Origin of the sequence: Mumia sp. (genome assembly GCF_028803055.1) — a bacterium.
Taxonomy (GTDB): Bacteria; Actinomycetota; Actinomycetes; order Propionibacteriales; family Nocardioidaceae; genus Mumia.
In genome coordinates this window covers 1-11,230 of sequence record NZ_JARBCJ010000110.1, presented here as the reverse complement: position 1 = coordinate 11,230, position 11,230 = coordinate 1, and the positions used below count along the sequence as shown (strand labels likewise).

12 protein-coding genes and 1 riboswitch are annotated in these 11,230 nt (G+C 72.3%); of the genes, 5 read left to right on the top strand and 7 right to left on the bottom strand.

The window, feature by feature from the left end; genetic code table 11:
• Positions 1-19 precede the first annotated feature (19 nt).
• Genes PV363_RS11530 through PV363_RS11520 form a run of 3 tightly spaced genes read right to left on the bottom strand, consistent with a single transcriptional unit; the run spans position 20 to position 2,659 of the window.
• Positions 20-1,114: a VWA domain-containing protein gene (locus tag PV363_RS11530; RefSeq protein ID WP_301022391.1), complete on the bottom strand. Its 1,095-nt coding sequence runs from the start codon at positions 1,112-1,114 to the stop codon at positions 20-22.
• A gap of 3 nt (positions 1,115-1,117) precedes the next feature.
• Complete coding sequence (locus tag PV363_RS11525; RefSeq protein ID WP_301022390.1) at positions 1,118-1,999, bottom strand: MoxR family ATPase; 882 nt, start codon at positions 1,997-1,999, stop codon at positions 1,118-1,120.
• Between the two features lie 9 nt (positions 2,000-2,008).
• Complete coding sequence (locus PV363_RS11520) at positions 2,009-2,659, bottom strand: nucleotidyltransferase family protein (RefSeq protein WP_301022389.1); 651 nt, start codon at positions 2,657-2,659, stop codon at positions 2,009-2,011.
• Between the two features lie 57 nt (positions 2,660-2,716).
• Here PV363_RS11520 and PV363_RS11515 point away from each other — a divergent pair, with 57 nt between their 5' ends.
• Complete coding sequence (locus PV363_RS11515; RefSeq protein WP_301022388.1) at positions 2,717-3,979, top strand: ArgE/DapE family deacylase; 1,263 nt, start codon at positions 2,717-2,719, stop codon at positions 3,977-3,979.
• Between the two features lie 45 nt (positions 3,980-4,024).
• Here the strand turns inward: PV363_RS11515 and PV363_RS11510 are convergent, their stop codons facing one another.
• Positions 4,025-4,162, bottom strand: coding sequence for a hypothetical protein (locus tag PV363_RS11510; protein ID WP_220343494.1), 138 nt, complete (start codon positions 4,160-4,162; stop codon positions 4,025-4,027).
• Between the two features lie 37 nt (positions 4,163-4,199).
• Between PV363_RS11510 and PV363_RS11505 the strand changes: the two genes are divergently transcribed.
• Positions 4,200-5,012, top strand: coding sequence for an N-acetylmuramoyl-L-alanine amidase (locus PV363_RS11505; protein ID WP_301022387.1), 813 nt, complete (start codon positions 4,200-4,202; stop codon positions 5,010-5,012).
• Between the two features lie 2 nt (positions 5,013-5,014).
• On the top strand, positions 5,015-5,887 hold the full coding sequence (locus PV363_RS11500) for a metallophosphoesterase (protein ID WP_301022386.1): 873 nt from the start codon (positions 5,015-5,017) through the stop codon (positions 5,885-5,887).
• On the opposite strand, the gene PV363_RS11495 is transcribed toward PV363_RS11500, so the two are convergent.
• The 3 genes from PV363_RS11495 to PV363_RS11485 all read right to left on the bottom strand — a co-directional run bounded on the left by PV363_RS11495 (position 5,842) and on the right by PV363_RS11485 (position 9,362).
• Positions 5,842-6,501, bottom strand: a complete 660-nt coding sequence (locus tag PV363_RS11495) for an FMN-binding negative transcriptional regulator (RefSeq protein ID WP_220343491.1) — start codon at positions 6,499-6,501, stop codon at positions 5,842-5,844. The two genes, PV363_RS11500 and PV363_RS11495, sit on opposite strands and share 46 nt — an antisense overlap.
• A gap of 86 nt (positions 6,502-6,587) precedes the next feature.
• A complete protein-coding gene (groL, locus tag PV363_RS11490) occupies positions 6,588-8,219 on the bottom strand; it encodes a chaperonin GroEL (protein ID WP_220343490.1) in 1,632 nt (543 codons plus the stop codon).
• 225 nt (positions 8,220-8,444) lie between these two features.
• Complete coding sequence (locus PV363_RS11485) at positions 8,445-9,362, bottom strand: LysR family transcriptional regulator (protein WP_301022385.1); 918 nt, start codon at positions 9,360-9,362, stop codon at positions 8,445-8,447.
• Between the two features lie 74 nt (positions 9,363-9,436).
• On the opposite strand from PV363_RS11485, the gene PV363_RS11480 reads away from it, so the two are divergent.
• Both PV363_RS11480 and PV363_RS11475 read left to right on the top strand, forming a co-directional pair.
• A complete protein-coding gene (locus PV363_RS11480) occupies positions 9,437-10,327 on the top strand; it encodes an EamA family transporter (protein ID WP_220366217.1) in 891 nt (296 codons plus the stop codon).
• A 22-nt stretch (positions 10,328-10,349) separates the two neighbouring features.
• Positions 10,350-10,434, top strand: a riboswitch (TPP riboswitch).
• Positions 10,435-10,442: 8 nt separating this feature from the next.
• Positions 10,443-11,230: FAD-dependent oxidoreductase (locus PV363_RS11475; RefSeq protein WP_301022384.1), on the top strand; the 788-nt coding region annotated here is incomplete at its 3' end.

Here is an 11,230-nt window from a genome sequence, read left to right as displayed (position 1 = left end):
CGCTACGCGGTGCACGACCTCAGCGTCCCACCTCGTCGAGGAGCGCCTGGAACGCCGCGACCGAGTGACCGGCCACCAGCGCGTCCAGGTGCGGGTGGACCGCGGCGATCCCGCCCTGCACCGGCGCATAGCCGGCGCGGCCACGGTGCGGGTTGGCCCAGAGCACGCGGTGCGCGAGCCGTTGCAGGCGCGCGACCTGGTCACCGAGCAGCACCGGGTCACCCCGCTCCCACCCGTCCGACGCGATCACGACGACCGCCCCCCGCGCCATGCCTCTCTGCCCCCACCGGTCGACGAAGGCACGCAGCACCTCACCGAGCCGAGTCCCGCCCGACCAGTCCGGCACGGTCGCCCCGGCGGCGGCGAGCGCGTCCTCGGGGTCGCGCAGCCGCATCGCAGCAGTCACGCGGGTCAGCCGAGTGCCGAGCGTGAACACCTCGACCTGCCTCGGCGACGCGGCGGCCAGCCGGTGCGCCAGCCGAAGGAGGCTGTCGGCATAGGCGCTCATCGAGCCGGAGACGTCGACGAGCATCACCACGCGGCGGGGTCTGCGGCGGGGCGCGCGGAAGCGCAGCGGGCCGGGCTCTCCCGCCCTGCGGAGCTGGTCTCGCAGCGTCCGGGTCGGATCGAGGTCTCCGTGCCGGCGAGGCGTACGGCGAGGGCTGCGGCGCCTCGGCACCGTCACGTCGAGCCCCGCGAACATCCGCGCCACGACCGCGCGCTCGCCGACCGACAGCGAGGCGACATCACGGTGGCGCAGCGTCTCGGTCACGCTCGCGAGCATGGCGACCTGCTGGTCGTCGCCCGCCTCCGCCGACCCCCTCGGCGCCTCGTCGAGACCCGCCTGCACGACGACCTGCCGGTCCTGCCGGCTGCGCGTCCGCGCTCTCGGCTCCTCGGCTGAGAACCAGCTCGCGAAGACGGCGTCGTACGTCGCCAGGTCGTCTGGCTCGGCGCAGAGCGTCGCGCGGCCGGCCCAGTAGACGTCACGGCGCCGGTCGGGACCGACGAGGCTCACCGCCTCCAGGAACGTGCGGGTCCGGTCCGCGGTCACACCGGCCCCGGCCTCCCGCAGCGCCTTCGCGAAGCCGGCGAAGATCGCGACGTCGGACACGGCTCAGGCCAGCATCGACGAGAGCGCGTCGCGGACGCGGTCGATGTCCTCGCGGTACTTGCACACCGCGCCGATCGTGGCGGCTGCGGTCTCGAGGTCCAGGTCGTCGCACTCGAGCCGCACCAGGGCTGCCGTCCAGTCGAGCGTCTCGGCCACGCCCGGCGGCTTGAGCAGGTCACCTCGGGAGCGGAGGTCGGAGACCACGCCGGCGACCTGCTCGGCGAGGCGCTGGGAGACCTCGGGCATCCGGGTACGGACGATCTCGATCTCGCGGGCCAGGGCCGGGTGCTCGATCCAGTGGTAGAGGCAGCGGCGCTTGAGGGCGTCGTGGAGCTCGCGGGTCCGGTTGGACGTCAGCACGACGATCGGCGGAACGGTCGCCCGCACGGTCCCGAGCTCGGGGATCGTCACCTGGTTCGTCGACAGCACCTCGAGGAGGAACGCCTCGAACTCGTCGTCGGCACGGTCGATCTCGTCGACCAGCAGGACGGCGGGCGCCTCCCGCAGCGCCCGGAGGATCGGCCGCGCGAGGAGGAAGCGCTCGTCGAACAGTGACTGCTCGACGGACTCCGCATCGACCTGCGACCGGTCGGCCGTGGCCTCCACCGTGCGCAGGTGGAGGATCTGCCGGGGGAAGTCCCAGTCGTAGAGCGCCTGGGTGGCGTCGATCCCCTCGTAGCACTGCAGCCGGATCAGCGGGAGGCCGTACGCGCGGGCGAGCGCCTCGGCGAGCGCGGTCTTGCCCGTCCCTGGCTCGCCCTCGAGGAGGAGCGGCCGCTGCATGGCCAGGGCGAGATATGCGATGGTCGCGAGCCCTTCGTCGGCGAGGTAACCGACCTCACCGAGGTCGCGCCCGAGCTCGTCGCTGCTTCGAGGCTGCTTCACGCCATCACCCTATTCCGGTCCGGGCGTACGGGTGGGCGTGTCCTGGTCCCGCCCGGTCGCGAGATCACCGCACTCGATCAGGGTCGCGCCGTGCTCGGCCAGGTAGTGGCGGCCGCCGTCGTCGCCGGAGAGCGTCGCCGCCATCGGGCCCCAGTGGTCGCGCCCGATCAGCACGGGGTGCCCCGGTCGCCCGTCGTACGTCGCGCGGGCGAGGACGGCACCCCGGGCCTCCGCCCCGTCGACGTGGTCGAGGACGCGGCGTACGACGTCGGGGCCGACGTCGGGAAGGTCGACGAGCATCACGAGGACAGCGTCGACGGACCCGTCACCAGGTCCTTGCTCGAGCACCGCTCGGAGCGACGCCCCCATCCCCTCACGCCAGTCCGTGGCCACGAGCACCTCTGGACCGCCTCCGCGGCGACGCCCGGGCGAGATCTCGCCGGCCGTACGGAGCTCTGCCTGGACGTGCACCGCTCGGGCCCCGATGACCGCGACGAGGTCGTCGCACCCGCCGTCGGCCAGCGCGTCGAGCGTCCGACCCAACCACGTCCGCCCGTCCGCCGTGCGGACGAGCGCCTTCGGCATCCCCATCCGACGCCCCTCGCCGGCGGCGAGGACCACGCCCCGTACGTGGGCGTGCACCCTGCGCGGTCCGACCATGCCCGCGATCCTGCCATCCCGCCGCGGTCGGGGCGGGTCATGACGCACACTGAGGTCGTGACCGCTCTGGACCCCCGCGACGTCCTCGACCACCTCGACGAAGAGCAGATCGCCGCCGACCTCACGTCCCTCGTCGCACTCGCACCGCTCGACGGATCGCTCGGCGAGGTCGCCGCCAGCCACTGGTGCGCCGACCGGCTCGGTGACCTGGGCGCCGACGTCGACCACTGGGAGATCGACCTGCCGACTCTGCGCCAGGAGCCGGACTTCCCCGGCATGGAGGTCGAACGCGCCGAGGCCTGGGGCACCGTCGGGGTCGTCCCCGGCGAGGACGCCGGCGTGCCTGCGCTGGCGCTGTCGGGCCACATCGACGTCGTGCCACCCGGCGACTCAGGCCTCTGGTCGGACAACGACCCGTTCACCCTGCGTGAACAGGGAGGGCGTTGGTACGGACGGGGCGCGTGCGACATGCTCGGCGGTGTCGCCGCGATCCTGGGGGCGGTGCACGCGATCCGTGCCAGCGGGGTGAGCCTCCGCCGTCCGCTCGCGATCCACACCGTCGTCGGGGAGGAGGACGGCGGTCTCGGCGCCTACGCCACTCTCCGCCGCGGCCACACCGCCGACGCCTGCGTGATCGCCGAGCCGACCGCGGGGACGGTCGTCACCGACAACGCCGGGGCCCTGACGTTCCGGATGGTGGTCCGTGGACGCGCTGCGCACGGATCGATGCGCACGAGCGGCATCAGCGCCCTGGATGCGCTCGACACCGTCCGCGCCGTGCTGAGGACGCTGGAGGATCAGCGCAACACTGACGTCGGGGAGCGCTTCGCGCATCTGCCGGTCCCGTTCCCGATCTCGATCGGGACGGTGCAGGCCGGCGACTGGGCGAGCACGGTCCCCGATCTGTGCATCGTCGAGGGCCGCTACGGCGTACGCCCCGGCGAGTCCGTCGCCGCCGCCCAGTCCGCCCTGCGTTCCGCGGTCGCGGGAGCGTCGAACGGCGACCTCTGGCTCCGGGACAACCCGGCGACGGTGTCGTTCCCCGGCGGCACGTTCGCCCCGGGGCGGCTTCCTGATCTCCACCCGCTCCTAGAGGTCGTGCAGGACGCCGCCGAGGCTTCCGGATCGCCCCGTCCAGCGGCGGCGGGAGCCCCGTACGGGTCCGACCTGCGCCTCTACAGCGCGGCGGGGGTCCCCACGGTGCAGTACGGCCCCGGGGACATCGCCCACGCCCACTCCGTCGACGAGAGCGTCCCGGTGGACGAGGTGATGCGGTGCGCCCGCGCGTACGTGCTCATGGCGCTGCGGCTGTGCCGCTGACCGGGATCGAGGAGCGGCTGGGCGGCGAGCCCGGAGGCTCGCGGACTAGCGGCGGTCGCCCTTGCGACGCTCGAGCATCCGACGGACACGCGTCTGGTCCTGTCCGAGCACCTTGGACAGGAGCTGGACCCGGTACACGTACGCGAGCACGACGACCCCGACGATGATCAGCAGCCAAAGCATGGGGACAGCCTACGCGTCCGCACGTTAGCCTCGTGCGATGCGTCGTCTCACCTGCCTGCTCGCCGCCGTCGCGCTCGCCGCGTCCGGCACCGCCGCCGCCGCGACCACGGGTGCCCCAGCCAGGTCCACCGCCCACGACGGTCCCGCGGCCGGAGTGCGTTCCAGCGCCGACGACGCCGGCCCGCTGGCCGGTCGCACGATCGTCATCGATCCCGGGCACCAGCTCGGCAACAGCCGCTTCCCCCGCCGCATCAACCGCCCCGTCGACGCCGGCGGTCTGCGCAAGGCGTGCAACACCACGGGGACGGCCACCGCGAGCGGCTTCGCGGAGGCGACGTTCGCCTGGCGGGTGGCCAAACGGCTGCGCGCGGAGCTGCGCGCAGCCGGCGCGACGGTGGTGATGACCCGCAGCCGCAACAGCCGGAAGCTCTGGGGGCCCTGCGTCGACGTCCGGGGACGGCTCGGCAACACGGGCTTTCGCGGCCGCGAACGCGCGGCCGACCTCAAGATCAGCATCCACGGCGACGGGGCGGCGCGGTCGGGACGCGGCTTCCACGTGATCGTCACCAAGAAGCGGGGCGCGGTGGCGCGGTCGCTGCGGCTGGGGCGCATCACCCGCGCAGAGCTGCAGAGGGTGGGGTTCCGGCGCTCGACCTACACCGGGGGCGGGCGCGGGCTGGTCAAGCGGGCCGACCTCGGCACGCTCAACCTCAGCCGCATCCCGACCGCGATGGTGGAGCTCGGCAACATGCGCAACCCTCGCGACGCCCGGGCGATGCGCTCCGCGGCAGGCCAGCGCCGGTACGCCACGGCCCTTGCAGCGGCCGCCACGCGCTATCTCAGGCGGTGACCGTGGCGCACCGGATCCTCCACCTCTCCGACACCCACGTCAGCCGGACCGGCCCCGACGAGGACGGCGTCGACGCCGTCAGCGCGCTCGAGCGGATCCTCCACGACGCGCGTCACGTCCCCGACCTCGACCTCGTGCTCGTCACCGGCGACATCGCCGACGACGGGTCGTATGAGGGATGTGTCGCCGTCCGCGAGATGGTGGGCGCGTACGCCGCCGAGCGCGGCGTACCGCACGTCTACACGACGGGCAACCACGACGACCGGGCCGCGTTCACGCGGGCGCTCGGGTCCGGGCACCTCGACGCCGGCGGACGCGACGTCGGCAGGCTCGCGGGTGGGTCGGCGGGCAAGCGCGCCGCGGTCAGCGACGTCGGGGGCCTGCGGGTGATCACGCTCGACAGCCTCGTGCCGGGATCGGTGCACGGTGAGCTGGACGGCGGTCAGGTCGCGTGGCTCCGTGGCCAGCTCGCGACCCCCGCGCCGTACGGGTCTGTCGTCGCGCTCCACCATCCGCCTCTGCACGTCGACTGGGCGCCGTTCATGCGCAACGACGGTCTCCGCGACCGGAACCTGCTCGCCGACGCTGTGGCCGGGACGGACGTCCGAGCGGTCCTGTGCGGCCACTTCCACCTCCAGCTCTCCGGCACCATGAACGGCGTGCCGGTGTGGACGACCCCGGGTGTCGTCACCAGGAACGACCGCACGTGCCCACCAGACCGGATCCGCGGGGTTCTGGGCGCCGGAGCGACGGTTGTCGACCTCGGAGGGCCGTTCTCCCCGGTGTTCCTCACGCTGCACGCACGCGACCCGCGCGCGGGTGAGCAGGTCTACCTCGTCGACGCGGTCTCGTGGGACGACGTCGACGAGGACTGATCCATCGTGCCCGCGACAGCGTGCGCCTCGGCGTCGCCTTCGCGGCGCAGGCCGTGCACCACACCGTCGCGATCCTCTGCCGAGCGGTTCTGGCTGAGCTTGGCCTTGCCCTCGACCGAGGTCACGGCCACCTCGACGCCGACGATGCCGCGCAGCTGGCCGTCCACGAACGGCGCGGGCGCATCGGTCACCGCCCAGGGATCGGGCCGCGACCGCTCGTGGAGGTCGGTGAGACGGGTGACGGCGTCGCGGATCCACTCGGTCTCACGACGGACGCGCACCGTGCCGCGCAGCTCGACGCGGCTGTAGTTCCACGTCGGGACGACCCTGCCGTGCTGGGCCTTCGTCGCGTACCACGACGGCGAGACGTACGCCTGCGGTCCGCTCACCACGACCAGGGCCGGCGATCCGTCGCCGATCGTGCGCCAGTGCGGGTTGGCGAGCGCCACGTGCGCGATCACGCGACCCTCCTCGCGCAGCCACACCAGCGGCAGCCGGGTCGCGTACGGCATGCCGTCCGCGCCCACCGTGACGAGGTCGCCGGCACCGACGGCGGCGATGAGGCCGTCGATCGCCGCTGCGTCGTCGAGGGAGTTGAAGCGCGGCACGTACACCGGCCCACCGTACGACGACGCCCCGCCGGTCCGGAGACCGACGGGGCGCCGCGTGGTGCGTCGAGCGTGAGCTCAGGCGGGGTGGCTCAGAAGCCCATGCCGCCCATGTCGCCCATGTCGCCACCCGGCATGGCCGGGGGGTTCTTCTCGGGCTTGTCGGCGACGACGGCCTCGGTGGTGAGGAAGAGCGCCGCGATCGAGGCTGCGTTCTGCAGCGCCGAGCGGGTCACCTTGGCCGGGTCGAGGATGCCCTCGGCGATGAGGTCGACGTACTCGCCGGTCGCCGCGTTGAGGCCGTGACCCGCGGGAAGGCCCTGGACCTTCTCCGCCACGACGCCGCCCTCGAGGCCGGCGTTGATCGCGATCTGCTTCAGCGGGGCGGTCGAGGCGGAGCGCACGATCTGCGCACCGGTCGCCTCGTCACCGACGAGATCGAGCTTCTCGAACGCCGCGGCGGTCGCCTGGACGAGCGCGACGCCGCCACCGGCGACGATGCCCTCCTCGACGGCAGCCTTCGCGTTGCGAACGGCGTCCTCGATGCGGTGCTTGCGCTCCTTGAGCTCGACCTCCGTGGCCGCGCCGACCTTGATGACCGCAACGCCTCCGGCGAGCTTCGCCAGCCGCTCCTGCAGCTTCTCGCGGTCGTAGTCGGAGTCGGAGTTCTCGATCTCGGCGCGGATCTGGTTGACCCGGCCGGTGATCTGGTCCTCCGAGCCACCGCCGTCGACGATGGTCGTCTCGTCCTTGGTCACGACGACCTTGCGGGCCGTACCGAGCAGCGAGATGTCGGCGTTCTCGAGCTTGAGACCGAGCTCCTCGCTGATGACCTCGCCACCGGTGAGGATGGCGATGTCGGTCAGCATGGCCTTGCGGCGGTCGCCGAAGCCCGGAGCCTTGACGGCGACGGACTTGAACGTGCCCTTGACCTTGTTGACGATCAGGGTGGCCAGCGCCTCGCCCTCGATGTCCTCGGCGATGATCAGCAGCGGCTTGCCCGACTGGATGACCTTCTCGAGGACCGGCACGAGGTCCTTGACGGCGCTGATCTTGGAGTTGGCGATCAGGATGTAGGGATCCTCGAGCACCGCCTCCATGCGCTCGGGATCGGTGTAGAAGTACTGCGAGATGTAGCCCTTGTCGAAGCGCATGCCCTCGGTGAGCTCGAGCTCGAGCCCGAAGGTGTTGCTCTCCTCGACGGTGATGACGCCTTCCTTGCCGACCTTGTCCATCGCCTCGGCGATGATCTCGCCGACCGACGGATCAGCAGCGGAGATCGCGGCCGTGGACGCGATCTGCTCCTTGGTCTCGACGTCCTTGGCCATCCCGAGCAGCTGGGCGCTGACGGCCTCGACGGCCTTCTCGATGCCACGCTTGAGCGCGATCGGGTTGGCGCCGGCCGCGACGTTGCGCAGGCCCTCGCGCACGAGCGCCTGGGCGAGCACGGTGGCGGTGGTGGTGCCGTCGCCGGCGACGTCGTCGGTCTTCTTGGCGACCTCCTTGACGAGCTCGGCGCCGATCTTCTCGTAGGGATCCTCGAGCTCGATCTCCTTGGCGATGCTGACACCATCGTTGGTGATGGTGGGAGCGCCCCACTTCTTCTCGAGGACGACGTTGCGGCCCTTGGGACCGAGGGTCACCTTCACGGCGTCGGCGAGGATGTTCATCCCGCGCTCGAGGCCGCGACGGGCTTCCTCGTTGAATGCAATGGTCTTCGGCATATCTCCCGCGATTCCTCCGCGTAGAGGTGGATGGCCCAGGGGATGCCCGCGACGGACGACCCGCGTCCACGGCAAACCCTTCTCGCCGCGACCTTCGGACCTCATCGTCCTGGCCCGTTTGGAACGTTGGCACTCAGATGATCCGAGTGCTAACGCTCTCCTTTCTAGCACTCGGGCCTGGAGAGTGCAAAGAGTGGGCCGGTGCAGCGAGCGAGGGCGACACCCTCATCTCGCCTCGTCGGCGATCTCCAGGAGGGCGTCGAGGACGCATCGGACAGCCGCGCGTTCGGCACGGTCGGGCCTTGCGAGCGCGAACACGTGGCGCCCCGCCCGCACGCCGTCGAGCGGGAGCAGCGTGACGCCGCGTGCCTCCGCTGCTCTTCGCCACAGCCGCGGCAACAGCGCCACACCCTGCCCGGCCGCGACGAACGCGGCCGTGACGTGGTTGTCGAGGAACCGTTGCTCGACACGAGGGGACTGTCCGTCGACGGCGAGCATGGGGAGCAGCAGGTCGAAGGGATGGCCGACAGGGACGCCGATCCAGCGCTCTCCGACGAGGTCCTCGGGTCGCACCCGGTCGCGGCCGGCGAGGCGGTGATCCTGGGGCACGGCCACGTCCAGCGGCTCACGGAGGAGCGGCGTGACGGGCAGCCCCGTCGCCGCAGGGTCCGGCACCGCCACGACCGAGTGCCCGACGACCACGTCGTGGTCGGCGGTGGCCGCTCGGAGCTCGTACTCCGCGAGGTCGAGGTCGCTCAGCCGTACGGTCACGCCGGGCGCACGCGTCGCGAGCCGCGGCGCGAGCGGAGCCAGCAGCATCTCGGCGCCGCTCGGGAAGGCTGTCACGGCGACCTCGCCCGCCACCTCGCCGCGGAACTCCTCGAGGCGGGCCCGGGTGCGCGCGACGACCTGGGCGATCTCGACGGCGCCCTCGGCGAGCAGCCGGCCGGCCTCGGTGAGCCTGACCCCACGGCCCTCACGCTCGACGAGGACGGTCCCGAGGTCACGCTCGAGGGCCTTGATCGTCTGCGAGACCGCCGACGGCGTCCGGTACGTCGCCGCAGCGACCGCCGTGATGCTCCCCCGCTCGGCGAGCTCCCGCACGATCGCGAGCTTGTCGACGTCGATGCCAGCATCCTTCATTGAAGCAACGCTACATCGTAGTCGTAGGAGTATTCGATTGTGCTTCACCCAGGCGCAAGCGCACGCTGGCTCTCGTGACCACCCGCGACCGTCTCCTCGCCGTACTGGTGGCGATCACCTGGGGACTGAACTTCATCGCCATCCACGCCTCGCTCGAGCACTTCCCGCCGATGTTCTGCGTCGCGCTGCGCTTCGGGCTGCTCGCCGTCCCGACCGTGCTTCTCGTCCCGCGCCCGGACGTCAGGCTGCGCTGGTTGATCGGGTACGGCGCAGGCTTCGGGATCGCACAGTTCTTCTTCCTGTACGTAGGCATGCGTGCGGGCATGCCCGCAGGACTCGCCTCGTTGGTGCTCCAGGCCTCCGCGCCCTTCACGGTGGTGCTCGCCGGCGTCCTGCTGCGCGAACGGCTCAGCGGCCGGCAGATTCTCGGCATCGTGATCGCGATCGCCGGGCTCGCCGGCGTGGCGTGGCACCGGTCGCAGACGGCAGCCCTGCTCCCCGTGGTGCTCACGCTGCTGGCCGCGCTCGGCTGGGCGTTCGGCAACCTCGCGAACCGCCAGGCGCACCCCTCCAACCCGCTCCACCTCACGCTGTGGATGTCGGTGGTCCCCCCGATCCCGATGCTGGTGGTCTCGCTGCTCTTCGAGGGGCCGGGCGCCGTCGGAGAGTCGCTCGTGACCGCCTTCACCCCCGAGGCGGTGCCCGCCGTGCTGGGTCTCCTCTACACGGTCGTCATCGGGACCGTCGTGGGCTCGGGACTGTGGACGCTGCTGATGACGCGCTATCCGTCGAGCACCGTCGCGCCGTTCTCACTGCTCGTCCCGGTGGTGGGGATGAGCGCGAGCGCTCTTCTCCTGAGCGAACGCCTCGACCCGTTCGAGCTCGCATCCGGCGCGGTGGTCATCGCCGGCGTCCTTCTCGGCTCGACCCGCGGGCGCCGGGCCCGCTTGACGACGTCGTCGTAGCCCGCCTACGGTGCGGAGGTCCCCACGGGAGCCCGGGCACGGGCTGAGAGGGAGCCGATGCCGCTCCGACCGTCGAACCTGATCCGGGTCATGCCGGCGAAGGGAGGCAGGAGCAGTGTCGCGCTCTCACCGGCCAGCCGGCCGCGACGTCGCCGTCGTCGGTGGTGGAGTCGTCGGGCTCACCGTCGCGTGGTCGCTCGCACGTCGTGGTCACCGTGTCACGACGTACGACCCCGCGCCCGCCCGTGGGGCCTCGTGGGCGGCCGCGGGGATGCTCTCCCCTGCAGGTGAGGCGTGGTACGGCGAGGAGGCGCTGCTGCGGGTCGGCGTCGCGTCGCTCGCACGGTGGCCGGACATGGCGGCCGCCCTCGAACGCGATGCCGGGCGAGCGTTGGAGGTCCGTGGGGAGGGCACGCTGCTCGCCGCCGCCACCGAGGACGATGCCCGCGAGCAGGAGCGGGTCACCGCGCTGCTCGACACCCACACGATCCCGTACCACCCGCTCACCCGGCGGGAGGTGCGCGCCCGGGAGCCGGCGCTGCACCCAGCGCTGCGCGCCGTCGTCGAGATCCCCGGTGACCGCAGCGTCCACAACCGCACTCTGCTCGCTGCTCTGCTGGCGGCATGCGCGCGTCGGCACGTGACCGCCGTCGATGACGCGGTCGACCTGGCGCGAGACGGCGACACGCTGCACGTCCGCACCAGGCAGGACGGGCGCGCGCGCGGCCACGACGTGGTGGTCCTCGCCAACGGCGTCGGGCTACGCACCACCGAGGGCGCACCCGAGTGGCTGCGCGATGCCGTGCGCCCGGTCAAGGGCGAGATCCTGCGGCTGCATGCCTCCCGGCCCATGCTGGCACGGACGGTGCGCGCCGCGGTGCGCGGCCGACCCGTCTATCTGGT

Bases quoted from the DNA above. Each gene is read 5' to 3' on its own strand.
- PV363_RS11520 (WP_301022389.1), bottom strand. From the start codon at position 2,659: ATGGTCGGACCGCGCAGGGTGCACGCCCACGTACGGGGCGTGGTCCTC.
- PV363_RS11510 (WP_220343494.1), bottom strand. From the start codon at position 4,162: ATGCTTTGGCTGCTGATCATCGTCGGGGTCGTCGTGCTCGCGTACGTG.
- PV363_RS11505 (WP_301022387.1), top strand. From the start codon at position 4,200: ATGCGTCGTCTCACCTGCCTGCTCGCCGCCGTCGCGCTCGCCGCGTCC.
- groL (WP_220343490.1), bottom strand. From the start codon at position 8,219: ATGCCGAAGACCATTGCATTCAACGAGGAAGCCCGTCGCGGCCTCGAG.
- PV363_RS11485 (WP_301022385.1), bottom strand. From the start codon at position 9,362: ATGAAGGATGCTGGCATCGACGTCGACAAGCTCGCGATCGTGCGGGAG.